The organism is Serratia sp. BNK-33-b, from assembly GCF_048684565.1.
Taxonomy (GTDB): Bacteria; Pseudomonadota; Gammaproteobacteria; order Enterobacterales; family Enterobacteriaceae; genus Serratia; species Serratia marcescens.
The window spans coordinates 172656-190582 of sequence record NZ_JBLQTZ010000001.1 but is presented as its reverse complement, the minus strand read 5'-3'; the positions used below and the strand labels follow the sequence as shown (position 1 = coordinate 190582).

The following is a 17927-nucleotide window of genomic DNA, read 5'->3' as shown; positions in this document are numbered from 1 at the left end:
AGAAATGACGTGAGTGAATTGATGACTGAAGTCAGCCCCGAGTTTGAAAGCACCATCATGGAACTGCTGGTGTTCTCCGGCAGCGCGCGCAGCAATGCGTTGGTGGCGTTGCGGCAAGCGCGCGCCGGCGACTTCGCCGCCGCGGCCAAACACATGGCCGAATCCAAAGAATGGGTGAAGAAAGCACACCTGATCCAGACCGAGCTGATCGGCCTGGACGAAGGCTGCGGCAAGCTGGCGATCAACCTGATCACGGTACATGCGCAGGATCATCTGATGAACGCCATGGTGATCCAGGATCTGGCCGACGACATGATCGAGCTCTATCGCCGTCAGTCGCAAACGGAGGGCCGCCAATGAGCACGCTCAAAATCGCGGTGATCGGCGGCGGCAGCAGCTACACTCCCGAACTGGTCGATGGGCTGATCCAGCGCATCGAGGAGCTGCCGGTCACCGAACTGGCGCTGGTGGACGTCGAGCCGGGCCGGCAAAAAGTGGAAACCATCGCCGCTCTGACCCGCCGCATGCTGGCGCGCCACGGGCTGGAGCTGGTGAAGGTCAGCGTGCACTTCGCGCTGGACGACGCCATTCGCGGCGCCGCTTTCGTGCTGACCCAGTTCCGCGTCGGGCAACTGCCGGCGCGCGCCGCCGATGAACGGCTGGGCCTCAAATACCAGCTGCTCGGCCAGGAGACGACCGGCGTCGGCGGCTTCGCCAAGGCGCTGCGCACCATTCCGGTGATGCTGGATATCGCCCGTCGGGTGGAAAAGCTGGCGCCGGACGCCTGGATCATCAACTTCACCAACCCGGCCGGCATCGTCACCGAGGCGGTGTCTCGCTTTACCAAAGCGAAGATCATCGGCCTGTGCAACGTGCCGATCAGCATGCATCACATGATCGCCAACATGCTGCAGGCGCCTTACGCCGACGTGCAGCTGCGGTTCGCCGGCTTGAATCACATGGTCTGGGTGCATCAGGTCACGCAGCAGGGGCGCGACGTCACCGCCAAAGTGATCGACATGCTGTGCGACGGCGCGGCGCTGACCATGAACAACATCAAGGAAGAGCCCTGGCAGCCGGACTTCCTGCGCGCGCTCGGCGCGATCCCCTGCCCGTACCACCGCTATTTTTACCAGACCCGTGAGATGCTGGCGGAAGAGATGGCCGCCGCCGGCGAGCGCGGCACCCGCGCCGAGCAGGTGATGCAGGTGGAGAAAGAGCTGTTCGAGCTGTATGCCGATCCGCAATTGAACACGAAACCGGAACAGCTCAGCTTCCGCGGCGGTTCTTTCTATTCCGAGGTTGCGCTGGAGCTGATTCGTGCTATCCATAATAATCTCGGCACGCAATTAGTGGTCAACACCGCAAACCGCGGCGCGATCCATGGCCTGCCGGACGATGCTGTGATAGAAATCAACTGTATCGTCGATGCCCAAGGCGCGCATCCGCTGACGTTCGGCCCGCTGTCGGAGCCGATGCAGGCGCTGACGCAGCAGGTGAAAGCCTACGAACGCCTGACCATCGAGGCCGCGGTGCACGGCGATCGCCGCAGCGGCTTGCTGGCGCTGATCGCCAACCCGCTGGTGGGCAACGCCAACCTGGCGCAGCCGTTGCTGGACGAGGTGTTGACGATAAACGCGCCGTATTTGCCGCAGTTCAGGTAAGCGCCTGCGCGGTGTGACAGGGGTTCGGCGCGCCGAACCCATTTTTTTAGCCGTAATCAGGAGTTGGACGATGGTGACACTGGAAGATGTCGCGGCGCTGGCGGGCGTTTCGCGCGCCACCGTATCGCGGGTAGTGAACGGCGACAGCAACGTCAAGGCGCCGACCCGCGAGAAGGTTGAACGCGCCGTCGCCCAGCTCGGTTACACCCCCAACCCGGCAGCCCGCGCGCTCGCCTCCAGCCACAGCAATACCCTCGGGCTGGTGACCACGTCGTATCGCGGCGGCTTCTTCGGCGCGCTGATGGACTTCGTACAGACCGAGGCCGAATCCCACGGCAAGCAGCTGCTGGTGACCCAGGGCCGCAACAGCGCCGAAAACGAATGGCAGGCGGTGCAACGGCTGTTCAGCCTGCGCTGCGACGGCGTGATCCTGCACGTGCGTTTTCTCAGCGACGATCGGCTGCGCCAGCTGGCGGCGGAACAACGTGATTTCGTGTTGCTCGATCGTCTGGTGCCGGGGCTGGAAGACCGCTGCGTCACCTTCGATCACCCGCTCGCCAGCCGCATGGCGACGCAGCAGTTGCTCGACGCCGGGCACCGGCGCATCGCCTGCATCAGCGGCCCGCGCGAGCGCCCGTCGAGCCGCCTGCGGCTGCAGGGGTTTGAAGAGGCGATGCAGGCGGCGAATATCGAGCCGGTGGCCTGTCTGGAGGGCGTCTACGATCTGGAAAGCGGTTACCGCTGCGCCGATCACCTGCTGCAGCAAACCGCACGGCCCAGCGCCATCTACTGCTGCAACGAAGAGATGGCGATCGGCGCGCTGCTGGCGATCAACGAGCACCGCCTGCGGGTACCGCAGGATATCTCCTTGATCTGTTACGACAGCGGCGAACGCGCACCTTTCGTGCGCCCGGCGTTGAGCAGCGTACATTTTCCCATCAGCGAAATGGCCCAATACGCGGCGCGCAGGCTGATCGACCCCGCCACCCCGGCGCACCGGTTTGAGCCGACGATCATCAGCCGTGATTCCATTGTGACGGCACGCAAATAGATCACAATAATGCGTATCATCCCTTCATGGGTTGCATCAAAAAATCGACAGCCATCACAAAAAATCCCGTTGTCTGTGCTAGGATCCGCCCCCTGGTGGCCTGATCGGGACTTTTTTCTGCGTTTGCCAGGAAAAGCCAGCGGCCTTATGCCAGCGTTAAAACCTCTAACAGACATATTCAGGCCTATACAATGAATGACAGTAACCGCATACGGCTTACCTGGATCAGCTTCTTTTCGTACGCGCTGACCGGTGCTTTAGTGATCGTCACAGGGATGGTGATGGGAAACATTGCAGAGTACTTTAATCTGCCGGTTTCCAGCATGAGTAACACCTTTACTTTCCTCAACGCCGGTATTTTGATTTCGATCTTCCTTAATGCCTGGCTGATGGAAATCATCCCGCTGAAGCGTCAGTTGATCTTCGGCTTTGTCCTGATGGTGCTGGCGGTCGCAGGGCTAATGCTCGGCAAGAGCCTGACCATGTTCTCGCTGTGCATGTTTATCCTCGGCGTGGTGAGCGGCATCACCATGTCGATCGGCACCTTCCTGATCACCCACATGTATGCCGGCCGCCAGCGCGGTTCGCGCCTGTTGTTCACCGATTCCTTCTTCAGCATGGCCGGGATGATCTTCCCGATCGTCGCCGCGATGCTGCTGGCCCGCCATATCGGCTGGTACTGGGTTTACGCCTGCATCGGCCTGCTGTACGTGGCGATCTTCGTGCTGACCCTGTGCTCCGAATTCCCGGTGCTGGGCAAGAAAGGCGCCGATGCCGGTCAACCGGTCGAGAAAGAAAAATGGGGCATCGGCGTGCTGTTCCTGTCGATCGCTGCGCTGTGCTACATCCTCGGCCAGCTGGGCTTCATTCAGTGGGTGCCTGAGTACGCGACCAAGTCGTTCAACATGGACATCGGCCAGGCCGGTAAGCTGGTGAGCGACTTCTGGACCTCTTACATGGTCGGCATGTGGGTGTTCAGCTTCATCCTGCGCTTCTTCGATCTGCAGCGCATCGTCACCGTACTGGCCGCGCTGGCTACCGGCGCGATGTACCTGTTCGTCAGCACCGACAATCCGGAACACCTGGGCTACTACATCATGGCCCTGGGCTTCGTTTCCAGCGCCATCTACACCACGCTGATCACCCTCGGCTCGCTGCAGACCAAGGCCTCCTCGCCGAAGCTGGTCAACTTTATCCTGACCTGCGGCACCATCGGCACCATGCTGACCTTCGTGGTCACCGGCCCGATCGTGGCGAAAGGCGGCGCGCACGCGGCGCTGACCACCGCCAACGGCCTGTACCTGGCGGTGTTCGTGATGTGTCTGCTGCTGGGCTTCGTGACCAAGCACCGCAGCCACGGTCACGTGACGCACTAACGTCTTCGCATCAAATACATCAAGGGCGCCCGCAAGGCGCCCTTTTTTATGTACATTTTTCACACTTAATTATACATTGTTTATACATGAACAATGGAGAGGGATTGCTCATGAAAGTCTTTATCAAAAAATGGGGCAACAGCGCGGGAATGCTGGTGCCCTCAGCGCTAATGAACGAGCTGGAACTACAGGTAGGTCAGGAAATGGACATGCAGGTCATCGATGGAGCGTTGGTCATTAAACCGGTTAAGAAACGCTATTCACTGCAGCAATTGCTCGATGGCTGCGACGGTGAAGCGCCGGCCGCCGCAGACGACAACTGGGAACACATGCCGCCGGCGGGGAAAGAAGTATGGTGAAGCGCCCCGTTTTTCAGCGCGGAGATCTTATCCGGGTCAGCCTGAATCCCGTGGTTGGCCGTGAGCAGCAAGGCGACTTTCGTCCGGCACTGGTGCTCTCTCCCCGCGAGTTTAATGCGTTGGGCATGGTGCTGGTCGCCCCTATTTCGCAAGGGGCTAATTTTGCCCGTACAGCGGGTTTCACCGTCAGCCTGAGCGGGAGCGGCACCGCAACGCAGGGCGTCATCTTGATCAACCAGGTTCGCATGATGGATCTGGCCGGGCGCAGCGCGCAATTCATTGAACGTGCCCCTGGCGAAGTCATCGCCGACGCGCTGGCGCGGCTTCAGGCAATCATCGACTAACGCCGAAAATCCACCGTCTCATCCTGCTGCAAATGCAGCGTGGTTTCCGCCGGCCGCGTTTCGGCGATCACCGCGCCCTGGCGAATCGAATAACGCACCGGCGTCTGGCGGCGCACCGCGTCGAAACCGCTTTCCGCCGGCAGGATCACCAGGTTGGCGCTGTTGCCGGCCGCCAGGCCGTAGTCGCTCAGGTTAAGGGTGCGCGCGCTGTGGTGGGTGATCAGCTTCAGTCCGTCGTCGATTTGGCCATAGCCCATCAGCTGGCACACGTGCAGCCCCATGTGCAGCACCTGCAGCATGTTGGCGGTGCCGAGCGGATACCAGGGATCGAACACGTCGTCGTGGCCGAAGCAGACGTTGATCTCCGCCTCCAACATCTCCTTCACTCGGGTCACGCCGCGCCGTTTCGGGTAACTGTCGAAACGGCCCTGCAGGTGAATGTTCACCAGCGGATTGGCGACGAAGTTGATGCCGGACATTTTCAGCAGGCGGAACAGCCGCGAGGCGTAAGCACCGTTGTAAGAGTGCATCGCCGTGGTGTGGCTGGCGGTGACTTTCGCTCCCATCTCCAGCTTCAGCGCCAGCGCCGCCACGGTTTCGACGAAACGCGATTGTTCGTCGTCTATCTCGTCGCAGTGCACGTCCACCAGCCGATCGTATTTTTGCGCCAGCGCGAACGCCTTATGCAGCGACTCCACGCCGTATTCGCGGGTGAATTCGAAGTGCGGAATGGCGCCCACCACGTCGGCCCCCAGCCGCAGCGCCTCTTCAAGCAGCGCTTCGCCGTTGGGATAGGAAAGGATCCCCTCCTGCGGAAAGGCGACGATCTGCAGCGTCACCCAGGGCGCCACCTCCTGCTTCACCTCCAGCATGGCGCGCAGCGCGGTCAGCGTAGGATCGGAAACGTCGACGTGAGTGCGCACATACTGCACGCCGTTGGCGATCTGCCACTTGAGCGTTTGCCAGGCGCGCTGTTTGACGTCTTCATGGGTCAACAGCGCTTTGCGTTCGGCCCAGCGCTCAATGCCCTCGAACAGTGTGCCGGACTGGTTCCAGGCCGGCTGACCGGCGGTTTGCGTGGTATCCAGGTGGATATGCGGTTCGACGAACGCCGGCAGCGCCAGCCCGCCCTGCGCATCCAACACGTCGCTGCGCCACTCCTGTCCTTCCGGCTGCGGCACCAGATGCGCGATGCGCCCCTGCTCGATCGCCAGTTGCCACAATCCTTCATGCCCGCTTAAACGCAGGTTGTCGATAAACTTCAATGGACGTTTCGCCACCCTTCACCTCTGCCGTTGCGCTGGTTTTCTTCATCATACTGGCAGCGGATCGCACTGACAAAGTCGCCGTGTCGTTCCTACCCCCTGCGTTTACTCCCTGCGGGGTAATTTACATGCAAACTGACTCGCTTCAGCTAAAGATGAATAAAATCCGCAACTTATCAAAAAACGTGAAAAATCATTCATATACCACATTGGAGGTATATGGAAGTGTGATTGATTTGCATCAATAAATTGCTCATCGGGAGGGATAAGGTAACCCTAGGAAACCAGAATTTTGAGGCAATAATGAGCAGAGTCAAACTTGCCGTCGTCGGCAATGGCATGGTCGGCCACCGGTTCATCGAAGATCTGTTGGATAAAGCAGACAAAGACCAATTCGAGATCACCGTATTTTGCGAAGAGCCGCGCATCGCTTACGATCGCGTGCACCTCTCTTCCTACTTCTCTCACCACACCGCCGAAGAGCTGTCGCTGGTGCGCGAAGGCTTTTACGAAAAACACGGCGTGAAGGTGCTGATCGGCGAACGCGCTATCACCATCAATCGCGACGAGAAGGTCATCCACTCCAACACCGGCCGCACCGTCTATTACGACAAGCTGATCATGGCCACCGGCTCCTATCCGTGGATCCCGCCGATTAAAGGCTCGGATAGCCAGGACTGCTTCGTTTACCGCACCATCGAAGACCTGAACGCCATCGAAGCCTGTGCGCGCCGCAGCAAACGCGGCGCGGTAGTCGGTGGCGGGCTGTTGGGGCTGGAAGCCGCCGGCGCGCTGAAAAGCCTGGGGGTGGAAACGCATGTGATCGAGTTCGCTCCGGTGCTGATGGCAGAACAGCTCGACCCGATGGGCGGTGACCAGCTGCGCCGCAAGATCGAGCGCATGGGCGTCAAGGTGCACACCGGCAAAAATACCCAGGAGATCGTCAACGGCGGCGGCACGGCGCGCAAAACCCTGCATTTCGCCGACGGCAGCCTGCTGGAAGTGGATTTCATCGTGTTCTCCACCGGCATCCGCGCCCAGGACAAGCTGGCGCGCCAGTGCGGGCTGGAGATCGGCCGCCGCGGCGGCATCGCCATCAACGACAGCTGCCAGACGTCGGATCCGGACGTGTACGCCATCGGTGAGTGCGCCGCCTGGCGCGATCGCACCTTCGGCCTGGTGGCGCCGGGATACAAAATGGCGCAGGTGGCCGCCGATCGCCTGCTGGGCCGCGAAAACGGCTTCCAGGGCGCCGACATGAGCGCCAAACTGAAACTGCTGGGCGTGGACGTCGGCGGCATCGGCGATGCCCACGGCCGCACCGAGGGCGCCCGCAGCTACGTTTATCTGGATGAAAGCAAAGAAGTCTACAAACGCATCGTGGTCAGCGCCGACAACAAAACCCTGCTCGGCGCGGTGCTGGTGGGCGACACCAGCGACTACGGCAACCTGCTGCAGCTGGCGCTGAACAGCATCGCGTTGCCGGAGAACCCGGACGGCCTGATCCTGCCGGCTCATGCGGGCAGCAAACCGGCCATCGGCGTGGATTCGCTGCCGGAAAGCGCGCAGATCTGCTCCTGCTTCGACGTCAGCAAAGGCGACATCATCCAGGCGGTCAACAAAGGCTGCCACACCGTGGCGGCGCTGAAGGCCGAAACCAAGGCCGGCACCGGTTGCGGCGGCTGCATCCCGCTGCTTACCCAGGTGTTGAACGCCGAGCTGAGCAAGCAAGGCATCGAGGTCAACCATCACCTGTGCGAACACTTCGCCTATTCGCGCCAGGAGCTGTTCCACCTGATCCGCGTCGAAGGCATCAAGTCGTTCGAGGCGCTGCTGGCCAAATACGGCAAAGGCTACGGCTGCGAAGTCTGTAAGCCGACCGTCGGCTCGCTGCTGGCCTCGTGCTGGAACGAGTACATCCTCAAGCCGCAGCATACGCCGCTGCAGGATACCAACGACAACTTCCTCGGCAATATCCAGAAAGATGGCACCTACTCGGTGATCCCGCGCTCCGCCGGCGGCGAAATCACCCCGGACGGCCTGCTGGCCATCGGCCAAATCGCCAAGGAGTACAACCTCTACACCAAAATGACCGGTTCGCAACGCATCGGCATGTTCGGCGCGCAAAAAGACGACCTGCCGGCCATCTGGCGCAAGCTGCTCGCCGCCGGCTTTGAAACCGGCCATGCTTACGCCAAGGCGCTGCGCATGGCGAAAACCTGCGTCGGCAGCACCTGGTGCCGGTATGGCGTCGGCGACAGCGTCGGTTTCGGCGTCACGCTGGAACATCGCTACAAAGGCATCCGCACCCCGCACAAAATGAAGTTCGGCGTCTCGGGCTGCACCCGTGAATGCGCCGAAGCACAGGGCAAGGACGTCGGCATCATCGCCACCGAGAACGGCTGGAACCTGTATGTCTGCGGCAACGGCGGCATGAAACCGCGCCACGCCGACCTGCTGGCCGCCGACCTCGATCGCGAAACCCTGGTGCGTTACCTCGACCGCTTCATGATGTTCTATATCCGCACCGCCGATAAGCTGCAGCGCACCTCGGTGTGGCTGGAAAGCCTGGAAGGCGGCATCGATTACCTGCGCAAGGTGATCGTCGACGACAAGCTCGGCATCAACGCGCAGTTGGAAGCCGAGATCGCCCGCCTGCGCGACGCGGTGGTCTGCGAGTGGAAAGAGACCGTCGAGCACCCGGAAACGCAGCTGCGCTTCGCCCACTTCATCAACAGCCCGCTGCGCGATCCGAACGTGCAGGTGGTGGCCGAACGCGACCAGCACCGCCCGGCCCGCCCTGACGAGCGCATTCCCGTCACCCTGATCGATACCGAGGAGAGCCACGCATGAGCCAGTGGATTACCGTTTGTCCCGTCGCCGACATTCTGCCCGGCACCGGCGTGTGCGCCCTGATCGGCGATCGGCAGGTGGCGGTGTTCCGCCCCTATGCCGACGAACAGGTGTTCGCCATCAGCAATATCGACCCGTTCGCCCAGGCCAGCGTGCTGTCGCGTGGCCTCATCGCCGAACATCAGGGCGAACTGTGGGTCGCCAGCCCGCTGAAGAAACAGCGTTTCCGCCTGTACGACGGCCACTGTCTGGAAGATGACAACCGTTCCGTTGCCAGCTTCGCCAGCCGGGTGGTCGACGGCATCGTGCAAGTCGCGGCATAACCTTTCGGGAGGCAACATGTTTACCGATACGATCAACAAATGCGCCGTCAACGCGGCGCGCATCGTCCGCCTGGCGAAGGAGAGCCCGCTCGGCTTCTGGATTAGCTCGGCGATGGCGGGCGCCTACGTCGGCCTCGGCATCATCCTGATCTTCACCCTCGGCAACCTGGTCGACCCAAGCGTGCGGCCGCTGGTGATGGGCGCCACCTTCGGCATCGCGCTGACGCTGGTGATCATCGCCGGTTCCGAGCTGTTCACCGGCCATACGATGTTCCTGACGCTCGGCGTCAAGGCCGGCACCATCCGCCAAAGCCAGATGTGGGCGGTGCTGCCGCAAACCTGGCTCGGCAACCTGCTCGGCTCGGTGCTGGTGGCGCTGATGTATTACTACGGCGGCGGCAGCCTGCTGCCGGTGGATACCAGTCTGGTGCACAGCGCCGCGCTGGCGAAAACCACCGCGCCGGCCGAGGTGCTGTTCTTCAAGGGCGTATTGTGCAACTGGCTGGTTTGTCTGGCGATTTGGATGGCGATCCGCGTTGAAGGCGCCGCCAAGTTCATCGCCATTTGGTGGTGCCTGCTGGCCTTTATCGCCTCGGGTTACGAACACTCCGTCGCCAACATGACGCTGTTCGCCCTCTCCTGGTTCGGCAACCACAGCGAGGCCTACACCCTCGCCGGCATTGGCCACAACCTGCTGTGGGTGACGCTGGGCAACATCCTGTCCGGCTCGGTGCTGATGGGCCTGGGGTATTGGTACGCCACGCCGCGCGCCGAACGCCCGCTGGCGGCGAAAGCCGCCGCACGTCAGACCGCCTGAGTTTTCGGGGGCCCATTTCGCCCCCCACCCTGATGACCCCGAGGAGTGCCGATGGACTACCTGCCGATTTTCTGCCAACTGCAACATAAAGCCTGTCTGCTGGTCGGCGGCGGCGAGATCGCCGAACGCAAGGCGCGCCTGCTGCTGGACGCCGGCGCGGCGCTGACCGTCAACGCCCTGGACTTCACCCCGCAGTTCCGCCTGTGGGCGGAAGAAGGCCGGTTGACCCTGGCAGCAGGCGAATTCAGCCCGGCCCTGCTGGCGGAAAAATGGTTGGTGATCGCCGCCACTGACCGGCTGGAGGTCAACGCGCGGGTATACCAGTGCGCCAACCAGCAACGGGTGTTCTGCAACGTGGTCGACGATCCGAAACGCGCCAGCTTTATCATGCCGTCGATTATCGATCGTTCGCCGATCATGGTGGCGGTGTCCTCCGGCGGCAAAGCGCCGGTGCTGGCGCGGCTGCTGCGCGAGAAGCTGGAAGCGATGCTGCCGCAGCACCTCGGCAAGCTGGCTCAACTGGGCGGCTCGCTGCGGCAGCGGGTAAAACAACGCTTCAGCGGCCTCGGCGCACGCCGTCGCTTCTGGGAAAGGTTGTTCGCCCACGATCGGCTGGCGCAATCGCTGGCCAACGGCGACGCCGCACTGGCCGAACGCCAGCTCGAGCAGTTGTTCAGCGAACAACGGGAAGATCGCGGTGAAGTGGTGCTGGTGGGCGCCGGGCCAGGCGATGCCGGTTTGCTGACGCTGAAAGGGCTGCAACAGATCCAGCAGGCCGACGTGGTGGTTTACGACCGGCTGGTCTCCGAAGAGATCATGACGCTGGTGCGCCGCGACGCCGAGCGCATCTTCGTCGGCAAACGCGCCGGGCACCACTGCGTGCCGCAGGAACAGATCAACCAAATCCTGCTGCAGCAGGCGCTGCAAGGCAAACGCGTGGTACGCCTGAAGGGCGGCGATCCCTTTATCTTCGGCCGCGGCGGCGAAGAGCTGGAGACGCTGGCGGACGCCAACGTGCCGTTCTCGGTGGTGCCTGGCATTACCGCCGCCTCCGGCTGTTCCGCCTACAGCGGCATCCCGCTCACCCACCGCGACCATGCGCAGAGCGTCCGCCTGGTGACCGGCCACGCCAAGGCCGACGGTGGATTGGACTGGGCGACGCTGGCCGCCGGGCAACAGACGCTGGTGTTCTATATGGGGCTGTCGCAAGCGACGGAAATCCAGCGCCGGCTGATCGCGAACGGACTGCCGGCCGCCACGCCGGTGGCGCTGGTGGAAAACGGCACTTCTTGCCGCCAGCGGGTGATCGAAGGCGAACTCCACCAACTGGGCGCCTTGTCCCTGCAGGCCGCCAGCCCCAGCCTGATCATCGTCGGCAGCGTGGTCAGTCTGCGCAGCAAGCTCAATTGGTTCGCCAGCGAGGAATCGCCCGCCAGCCTGGCGCAAATGGCGTGATACCGACGTAAAAAAAGCGGCCTAAGGCCGCTTTTTTATTTGCGCCGGCGTTACGCCTGCGGCGGTACGAAACCGACGGCCTGATAGACCTTCGCCAGGGTTTCCTGCGCGCGCGCGCGCGCCTTGGCGGCGCCGTCGCGCATCACCTGCTGCAGATAGGCTTCGTCGTTGCGGAAGCGGTGGTAGCGCTCCTGCAGCTCAGCCAGCATGCCGGAGACGGCTTCCGCCACCGCGCCTTTCAGGTGGCCGTACATCTGGCCTTCGAACTCGGCTTCCAACTGCGCGATGCTCTTGCCGGTCACGCCGGCGAGGATATCCAGCAGGTTGGAGACGCCCGCCTTGTTGACCACGTCGTAACGCACGACAGGCGGCTCTTCCGAGTCGGTCATTGCGCGTTTGATCTTCTTGGTCACCGCTTTCGGATCTTCCAGCAGGCCGATCACGTTGTTGCGGTTGTCGTCCGACTTGGACATCTTCTTGGTCGGCTCCTGCAGCGACATCACGCGCGCGCCGGATTTAGGAATAAACGGCTCCGGCACTTTGAACACGTCGCCGTACAGCGCGTTGAAACGCTGGCCCACGTCGCGGCTCAGCTCCAGGTGCTGTTTCTGGTCTTCGCCCACCGGCACCTGGTTGGTTTGATACAACAGGATATCCGCCGCCATCAGCACCGGATAGCTGAACAGCCCGGCGTTGATGTTCTCGGCGTAGCGTGCGGATTTGTCCTTGAACTGCGTCATGCGGCTCAGTTCGCCGAAATAGGTGTAACAGTTCAGCACCCAACTCAGCTGCGTATGCTCAGGCACGTGCGACTGCACGAAGATGGTGCTTTTTTCCGGATCGATGCCGCAGGCCAGATACAGCGCCAGCGTATCCAGCGTGGCCTTGCGCAGCTTCTCGGCGTCCTGGCGCACGGTGATGGCATGCAGATCGACGATGCAGTAGATGCAGTCGTAGTCGTCCTGCATCTGCACCCACTGACGCAGCGCACCCATGTAGTTGCCGATGGTCAGTTCGCCGGACGGCTGCGCGCCGCTAAATACGATGGGCTTACTCATGTTTAAATTTCCTGATTCTCTAAAGATGACAGCCCAAGAGCGGGCAACAAATCGGCGAAGCGCTCCAACACCCGATCGGGGTGGCTCAGGGCGATCGATTCACCGTAGTTATAACCGTAGGTAAAGCCGACGCTCGGACAACCGGCGCCCTGCGCGGCTTGAATATCGTTGCGTGAATCGCCGACGAACAGCAGCTCATGCGCGCGCAGCCCAAGCTTGCCGAGCACCAGGTACAACGGCGCCGGGTGCGGTTTCTTTTCCGTCACGTCGTCGCCGCCGATCACCAGCGAGAAATAGTCGCCAATGCCCAACGATGCCAGCAGCGGCGCCACGAACGGCGTCGGCTTGTTGGTCACCAGCGCCATCGGGTAACCGTGCGCGGCCAGGCGGGCCAGCGTCTCTTGCACCTGTGGGAACAGACGGCTGCCGCTGTCGACGGTCTGCGCGTAGAAATGGTCGAAGCGTTCACGCAGCCGGCTGCACTGCGCCGGCGTGCCTTCCGCCTCCGCCCAACGCAGCGCGCGCTGCACCAGCACGTCGGCGCCGTTGCCGATCCAGGTGCTGACCCGTGCCTCACCCGCTTGCGGCAGGCCCGTCTCTTCCAGCGCCATATCGATGGCGGCCGCCAGACCCGGCGCGCTGTCGACCAGCGTGCCGTCCAGATCGAAGGCCAATGCGCGGATCGCGCCGAAATCAGCCATGGGTAACCTTCGCCAGCTCGCTGCGCATTTCGTCAATCACCTTGCGGTAGTCCGGCTGGCCAAAGATGGCGGAACCGGCGACGAACATATCGGCGCCTGCGGCGGCGATTTCGGCGATGTTATCCACCTTCACCCCGCCGTCGACCTCCAGGCGGATATCGCGACCGCTGTCGTCGATCAGTTTGCGCACCTGGCGCAGCTTGTCCAGGGTGCCGTGGATGAACGACTGGCCGCCGAAGCCCGGGTTGACCGACATCAGCAGGATCACGTCAATTTTATCCATCACGTAATCGAGGTAGCTCAGCGGCGTCGCCGGGTTAAACACCAGACCGGCCTTACAACCGTGCTCTTTGATCAGCTGAATGGTGCGATCGACATGTTCGGAAGCTTCGGGGTGGAAAGAGATATAAGACGCGCCGGCCTTGGCGAAATCTGGCACGATGCGATCTACCGGCTTGACCATCAGATGCACGTCAATCGGCGCGGTAATGCCGTAGTTGCGCAGCGCTTCGCACACCATTGGACCGATGGTCAGATTGGGCACATAGTGGTTGTCCATGACGTCGAAGTGCACCACGTCGCCGCCTGCGGCCAGCACGTTAGCGGTATCTTCACCTAACCGGGCAAAATCTGCCGACAGAATGGACGGGGCAATCAAAAACTTTTTCATCCGCTTCTCCAAACGTAGGGTCGAGTTGTTATGCGCCGGGGTGCCCCCGGCTTAGCGATACAGCGCCAAAAGCTCGTTCACTTTACTGCGGCCGAGAATGTTGCGGCTGATTGTGCGGCGCGCTTTCACCACATACAGCGCAGCATGCTGGTACCAGTCGCGCGTCAGCTCGGTATCGTGATTGGAGATCAATACCGGTACCTGGCTCTCTACCGAGAGCTGGTGCGCCAGATGCGCCAGGCTCTGCTGATCGGCGATGCTGAAGCTGTTGGTGTGGTAAGCGGTGAAATTCGCCGTCGCCGACAGCGGCGCGTAAGGCGGATCGCAATACACCACGGCACCGGCCACGGCCTTCGCCATGGTATCGCGGTAATGCTCGCAGACAAAAGTGGCATTGCGCGATTTTTCGGCAAACCAGTAGAGCTCTTCTTCCGGGAAGTACGGTTTCTTGTACCGGCCGAACGGCACGTTGAACTCGCCGCGCAGGTTATAGCGGCACAGGCCGTTATAGCAGTGACGGTTCAGGTACAGGAACAGCAGCGCCCGGCGGTAAGGCTCGGTGCTAGTATTGAACTCTTCTCTCAGCAGGTAAAACTGATCCGAGTTATTGAATTCATCGGCGAAAAGCGTGCGGGCATCGCGCACGAAGTCATCCGTGCGCAGCTTAACGATGTTATACAGGTTGATAAGATCGCTATTGATGTCGGCGAGAATGTAGGCGTCGTAATCCGTATTCAGAAAGACGGATCCCGCACCCACGAAGGGCTCGATTAAGCAGTCTCCCGCCGGCAGATGGCGACGAATCTCATCTACCAGCGGGTATTTTCCACCAGCCCATTTTAAAAAAGCGCGGTTTTTCTTCATGCCGTCAATTAGCTACTTATACAATTCAGAGCGGCGGATTGTACTCTGTTTCAGACAGCACATCAGCGCACAAATTTAAATGATTTATTTTTTAAGATCTTGCTGCACTTGGTGTACAGGTCGGACCCACGGTTTTTTCGCCTGCACATCCGCCGGCAACGAAGCAATGGCGCGCTTCGCTTCTGCGGAAGAAGCATAGTTGCCGCTCACCAGCACGTACCACGGCTTGCCGTCACGCTTGGTGGCGTACACCAGGTAATTCTGCAGTTTCTGCTGTTTGGCGTAGGCGTTCAGCGTATCGGAACGCGAAGCGCTGCTCAGTTGCAAGGTATAGTGGCTGCCCGGCGCAGACTGCAGAGAGCTGCCGCTGCTGGCGACCGCTCCCGCTTTCGCGGTGGAAGACGGCTTGGCCGGCGGCGTATACACCGTGGTCGGTGATTTATGCTGCGTTGCGGTCGGTTTGGCGGCGGCGGTTTTCGCCGGCGTTTTATGCTGTTGCGGCGCGGTTCCCTGCACAGGACGCGTCGCTTCGCGCGCTGCGGCACCGCTCATCACCGTCGCCGGTGCGGTCGGCAACGTCGACGCTGCGCCAGTCATGCCTTGGGTCGCCGCATCCACCTGCCCCTGCTGCTGCGACAGCGCATCCGCCATGTTGCCCGGCAAATCGACGCGCTGCTGCGCACCGCCCTGCTGAGGCTGCGTTTGCGCTTCGGTCGGCGTGCCGGAGATCGGCGGAACGCTGACGTTCTGCGGTTGCTGCGGCTGAGTCGCGCTCACGCCGTTGTTATCGTGGGTATCCGTCGTGCCGCCCGGCACGCCGTTGTTGGCGGTGGTCAGCGACGAAGAACCGGACAGGTTGATATCGCGGGCTCCGCCGTTTTGCGCGCCGTTCTCCTGAGCCGCTTCATGTTTGGTCGGCGCCTTCAGGGCTGAACCGATGCCGATAATCAGCAGCAGCAGCACCAAAATGCCGATGCCAATCATCAAATGTTGGCGCGAAACGGCGAAGCGCGGCGCGGCGGCCGGCTTGCGCGAGCGCGTAGGGCGACGATCGCTGCTATCAGGTCTGAGATCGTCTTCCGGTTTAAACTCGTCCATCTGAAACCCTCCAACTAGAGGCAAAAGCCCGCCACCGTAGATCTACCGTGGCACGGGCAGATTAACCCGATGATGGCAAAGCGACACCCGTCGTGCTCTGCTCACTGTATTAATATAGATGCAAATGGCGGCTAAGCCACTGTTACTTAGTCCGATTTAATTACTCGCCCGCTCAGGCAGGCAGGCGGCGATCGACGCCAACACCAGCTCATGCCCTACGCCGCCGCGCACTTCCGCCGCACCGATCGCGGTCGGCAGCACCAGACGCAGTTCACCCGCCAGCACTTTCTTGTCACGCAGCATGTGCGGCAGATAGGATTCCGGCGTCATTTCCTGCGGCCCGCAGACCGGCAAGCCGGCGCGCAGCAGCAGCGTTTTGATGCGCTCAATGTCTTCAACGGAGAACTGGCCGAGACGGTGCGCGGTTTCCGCCGCCATCACCATGCCCGCAGCCACCGCTTCGCCGTGCAGCCATACGCCGTAGCCCATTTCGGCTTCGATGGCGTGGCCGTAAGTATGGCCAAGATTCAGCAAGGCTCGCAGGCCGCTTTCGCGTTCGTCGGCGGCCACAACCTCGGCCTTGAGCTCGCAGCAGCGGCGGATACAGTAGGCCAACGCCTGCATATCCAGCGCCATCAGCGCATCGATGTTGTTTTCCAACCAGACGAAGAACTCGCGATCGAGAATGATCCCGTATTTGATGACTTCTGCCAGGCCGGAAGAGAGTTCACGCGTCGGCAACGTTTTCAGGCAATCCAGATCAACCACCACCGAAGCGGGTTGATAGAAAGCGCCGATCATGTTTTTGCCGAGCGGGTGGTTGACGGCGGTCTTGCCGCCCACGGAAGAGTCCACCTGCGACAACAGCGTGGTGGGAACCTGAATGAAGCGCACGCCGCGTTGGTAGCACGCGGCGGCAAAGCCGGTCAGATCGCCGACAACGCCGCCGCCGAGGGCGATCAGCGTAGTATCGCGCCCGTGCGGTTTTTCCAGCAGCGCCGAAAACACCTGCTCCAACACCGCCAGAGATTTGTACTGCTCACCATCAGGAAGGATCACCTGATCCACCACGACGCCGCCCTGCTCCAGCACCTGCCGGACACGCTCCAGATAAAGCGGCGCCAGGGTCTGGTTGGTGACCAACATCGCTTGCTCACCCGCCTTCAACGGCATAAAAGAAGCCGGATCGTTGAACAATCCGGCGGCGATGGTAATCGGGTAGCTGCGCTCCCCAAGCGTTACAGTAATTCTCTCCATGTCGCGCTCAGTTCTCTGTATGGTGCGGCGGTGGTTGATCCCCGCAACTGCGGGGAACACAAATCAGTTCTCCGCATTGGCCGACGGCGAACGCGGAAAGCGGCAATCAGTTGCTTTCCAGCATGTTGATGATCTGGTTGGCAACCACTTTAGCGCTCTGATCGTCGGTGCGGATGGTGACATCGGCAATCTCTTCATACAACGGATTGCGTTCTTTCGCCAAGGCTTCCAGCACTTCACGCGGCGGAGAATCGACCTGCAGCAGCGGGCGTTTTTTATCACGCTGGGTACGAGCAAGCTGCTTCTCGATCGTGGTTTCCAGATAGACCACCACGCCGCGCGCGGACAGACGGTTGCGCGTTTCGCGCGACTTCACCGAACCGCCGCCGGTCGCCAACACAATCCCTTGTTTTTCCGTCAGTTCATTAATGACTTTTTCTTCACGATCGCGGAAACCTTCTTCCCCTTCCACGTCGAATACCCAGCCCACGTCAGCTCCGGTACGTCGCTCAATTTCTTGATCGGAGTCGAAGAACTCCATATTGAGTTGCTGAGCTAACTGACGGCCAATAGTGCTTTTGCCGGCACCCATAGGCCCAACCAGAAAGATATTGCGTTTCTCTGCCATGTTTTTCGGTATTACTAAGACAATTCGTTAATGTTAACCCGCCCCGCCAATCAAATCAGCGGCGGGACCTAAACTGAAACCTCATGAGCGATAGTGCGAGATCAGACGAAAAATTATCTCAACACTCTTGGTAGTTTGGCAACC

18 protein-coding genes are annotated in these 17927 nt (G+C 61.2%); 10 read left to right on the top strand and 8 right to left on the bottom strand.

Features of this window, described 5'->3' with window-relative positions; translation table 11 throughout:
- The first annotated feature begins 21 nt into the window (after window positions 1-21).
- The 6 genes from ACMGGK_RS00825 to ACMGGK_RS00800 all read left to right on the top strand — a co-directional run bounded on the left by ACMGGK_RS00825 (window position 22) and on the right by ACMGGK_RS00800 (window position 4794).
- Window positions 22-360, top strand: coding sequence for a PTS lactose/cellobiose transporter subunit IIA (locus ACMGGK_RS00825; RefSeq protein WP_176063843.1), 339 nt, complete (start codon window positions 22-24; stop codon window positions 358-360).
- Complete coding sequence (locus tag ACMGGK_RS00820) at window positions 357-1664, top strand: 6-phospho-beta-glucosidase (RefSeq protein WP_049300711.1); 1308 nt, start codon at window positions 357-359, stop codon at window positions 1662-1664. The genes ACMGGK_RS00825 and ACMGGK_RS00820 overlap by 4 nt, the downstream gene beginning before the upstream one ends.
- A gap of 70 nt (window positions 1665-1734) precedes the next feature.
- Window positions 1735-2715 (top strand): LacI family DNA-binding transcriptional regulator, encoded by a 981-nt coding sequence (locus ACMGGK_RS00815; RefSeq protein ID WP_016930354.1) that lies wholly within the window; start codon window positions 1735-1737, stop codon window positions 2713-2715.
- Window positions 2716-2906: 191 nt separating this feature from the next.
- Window positions 2907-4091 carry an MFS transporter TsgA gene (tsgA, locus tag ACMGGK_RS00810; RefSeq protein WP_420276619.1) on the top strand — a complete coding sequence of 395 codons (1185 nt, stop codon included), beginning with the start codon at window positions 2907-2909 and terminating at the stop codon, window positions 4089-4091.
- 110 nt (window positions 4092-4201) lie between these two features.
- Complete coding sequence (locus tag ACMGGK_RS00805) at window positions 4202-4450, top strand: AbrB/MazE/SpoVT family DNA-binding domain-containing protein (RefSeq protein ID WP_049300713.1); 249 nt, start codon at window positions 4202-4204, stop codon at window positions 4448-4450.
- Window positions 4444-4794 carry a type II toxin-antitoxin system ChpB family toxin gene (locus ACMGGK_RS00800; RefSeq protein WP_049300714.1) on the top strand — a complete coding sequence of 117 codons (351 nt, stop codon included), beginning with the start codon at window positions 4444-4446 and terminating at the stop codon, window positions 4792-4794. Before ACMGGK_RS00805 ends, ACMGGK_RS00800 begins: the two co-directional genes overlap by 7 nt.
- Here ACMGGK_RS00800 and ACMGGK_RS00795 read toward each other — a convergent pair.
- Window positions 4791-6059, bottom strand: a complete 1269-nt coding sequence (locus ACMGGK_RS00795; RefSeq protein WP_207188402.1) for a cytosine deaminase — start codon at window positions 6057-6059, stop codon at window positions 4791-4793. The two genes, ACMGGK_RS00800 and ACMGGK_RS00795, sit on opposite strands and share 4 nt — an antisense overlap.
- A gap of 303 nt (window positions 6060-6362) precedes the next feature.
- Between ACMGGK_RS00795 and nirB the strand changes: the two genes are divergently transcribed.
- The 4 genes from nirB to cysG are packed head-to-tail and all read left to right on the top strand — an operon-like array spanning window position 6363 to window position 11507.
- Window positions 6363-8912 (top strand): nitrite reductase large subunit NirB, encoded by a 2550-nt coding sequence (nirB, locus tag ACMGGK_RS00790; protein WP_420276618.1) that lies wholly within the window; start codon window positions 6363-6365, stop codon window positions 8910-8912.
- A complete protein-coding gene (nirD, locus tag ACMGGK_RS00785) occupies window positions 8909-9235 on the top strand; it encodes a nitrite reductase small subunit NirD (RefSeq protein WP_143778634.1) in 327 nt (108 codons plus the stop codon). Before nirB ends, nirD begins: the two co-directional genes overlap by 4 nt.
- Before the next feature lie 16 nt (window positions 9236-9251).
- Window positions 9252-10052 (top strand): nitrite transporter NirC, encoded by an 801-nt coding sequence (nirC, locus tag ACMGGK_RS00780; RefSeq protein WP_016930362.1) that lies wholly within the window; start codon window positions 9252-9254, stop codon window positions 10050-10052.
- A 51-nt stretch (window positions 10053-10103) separates the two neighbouring features.
- Window positions 10104-11507: a siroheme synthase CysG gene (cysG, locus tag ACMGGK_RS00775; RefSeq protein ID WP_049300719.1), complete on the top strand. Its 1404-nt coding sequence runs from the start codon at window positions 10104-10106 to the stop codon at window positions 11505-11507.
- A gap of 50 nt (window positions 11508-11557) precedes the next feature.
- Here cysG and trpS read toward each other — a convergent pair whose 3' ends face one another.
- The 7 genes from trpS to aroK form a co-directional block, all read right to left on the bottom strand.
- A complete protein-coding gene (gene trpS / locus ACMGGK_RS00770; RefSeq protein ID WP_004930324.1) occupies window positions 11558-12565 on the bottom strand; it encodes a tryptophan--tRNA ligase in 1008 nt (335 codons plus the stop codon).
- 2 nt (window positions 12566-12567) lie between these two features.
- On the bottom strand, window positions 12568-13266 hold the full coding sequence (locus ACMGGK_RS00765) for a phosphoglycolate phosphatase (RefSeq protein ID WP_049300721.1): 699 nt from the start codon (window positions 13264-13266) through the stop codon (window positions 12568-12570).
- Window positions 13259-13936, bottom strand: coding sequence for a ribulose-phosphate 3-epimerase (rpe, locus tag ACMGGK_RS00760; protein WP_004930320.1), 678 nt, complete (start codon window positions 13934-13936; stop codon window positions 13259-13261). The genes ACMGGK_RS00765 and rpe overlap by 8 nt, the downstream gene beginning before the upstream one ends.
- 51 nt (window positions 13937-13987) lie before the next feature.
- Entirely contained in the window at window positions 13988-14800 is an 813-nt protein-coding gene (dam, locus tag ACMGGK_RS00755; protein WP_004930319.1) for an adenine-specific DNA-methyltransferase, read from the bottom strand.
- An 84-nt stretch (window positions 14801-14884) separates the two neighbouring features.
- The gene (locus tag ACMGGK_RS00750) at window positions 14885-15898 is read right to left on the bottom strand and encodes an SPOR domain-containing protein (RefSeq protein WP_016930365.1); all 1014 of its coding nucleotides are present in this window, start codon (window positions 15896-15898) and stop codon (window positions 14885-14887) included.
- Window positions 15899-16054: 156 nt separating this feature from the next.
- Window positions 16055-17155 carry a 3-dehydroquinate synthase gene (gene aroB / locus ACMGGK_RS00745; RefSeq protein WP_016930366.1) on the bottom strand — a complete coding sequence of 367 codons (1101 nt, stop codon included), beginning with the start codon at window positions 17153-17155 and terminating at the stop codon, window positions 16055-16057.
- Between the two features lie 106 nt (window positions 17156-17261).
- The gene (gene aroK / locus ACMGGK_RS00740; protein ID WP_004391482.1) at window positions 17262-17783 is read right to left on the bottom strand and encodes a shikimate kinase AroK; all 522 of its coding nucleotides are present in this window, start codon (window positions 17781-17783) and stop codon (window positions 17262-17264) included.
- Window positions 17784-17927: the final 144 nt, after the last annotated feature.

Bases quoted from the DNA above. Each gene is read 5' to 3' on its own strand.
- ACMGGK_RS00825 (WP_176063843.1), top strand. From the start codon at position 22: ATGACTGAAGTCAGCCCCGAGTTTGAAAGCACCATCATGGAACTGCTG.
- ACMGGK_RS00820 (WP_049300711.1), top strand. From the start codon at position 357: ATGAGCACGCTCAAAATCGCGGTGATCGGCGGCGGCAGCAGCTACACT.
- ACMGGK_RS00815 (WP_016930354.1), top strand. From the start codon at position 1,735: ATGGTGACACTGGAAGATGTCGCGGCGCTGGCGGGCGTTTCGCGCGCC.
- tsgA (WP_420276619.1), top strand. From the start codon at position 2,907: ATGAATGACAGTAACCGCATACGGCTTACCTGGATCAGCTTCTTTTCG.
- ACMGGK_RS00805 (WP_049300713.1), top strand. From the start codon at position 4,202: ATGAAAGTCTTTATCAAAAAATGGGGCAACAGCGCGGGAATGCTGGTG.
- ACMGGK_RS00800 (WP_049300714.1), top strand. From the start codon at position 4,444: ATGGTGAAGCGCCCCGTTTTTCAGCGCGGAGATCTTATCCGGGTCAGC.
- nirB (WP_420276618.1), top strand. From the start codon at position 6,363: ATGAGCAGAGTCAAACTTGCCGTCGTCGGCAATGGCATGGTCGGCCAC.
- nirD (WP_143778634.1), top strand. From the start codon at position 8,909: ATGAGCCAGTGGATTACCGTTTGTCCCGTCGCCGACATTCTGCCCGGC.
- nirC (WP_016930362.1), top strand. From the start codon at position 9,252: ATGTTTACCGATACGATCAACAAATGCGCCGTCAACGCGGCGCGCATC.
- cysG (WP_049300719.1), top strand. From the start codon at position 10,104: ATGGACTACCTGCCGATTTTCTGCCAACTGCAACATAAAGCCTGTCTG.
- trpS (WP_004930324.1), bottom strand. From the start codon at position 12,565: ATGAGTAAGCCCATCGTATTTAGCGGCGCGCAGCCGTCCGGCGAACTG.
- ACMGGK_RS00765 (WP_049300721.1), bottom strand. From the start codon at position 13,266: ATGGCTGATTTCGGCGCGATCCGCGCATTGGCCTTCGATCTGGACGGC.
- rpe (WP_004930320.1), bottom strand. From the start codon at position 13,936: ATGAAAAAGTTTTTGATTGCCCCGTCCATTCTGTCGGCAGATTTTGCC.
- dam (WP_004930319.1), bottom strand. From the start codon at position 14,800: ATGAAGAAAAACCGCGCTTTTTTAAAATGGGCTGGTGGAAAATACCCG.
- ACMGGK_RS00750 (WP_016930365.1), bottom strand. From the start codon at position 15,898: ATGGACGAGTTTAAACCGGAAGACGATCTCAGACCTGATAGCAGCGAT.
- aroB (WP_016930366.1), bottom strand. From the start codon at position 17,155: ATGGAGAGAATTACTGTAACGCTTGGGGAGCGCAGCTACCCGATTACC.
- aroK (WP_004391482.1), bottom strand. From the start codon at position 17,783: ATGGCAGAGAAACGCAATATCTTTCTGGTTGGGCCTATGGGTGCCGGC.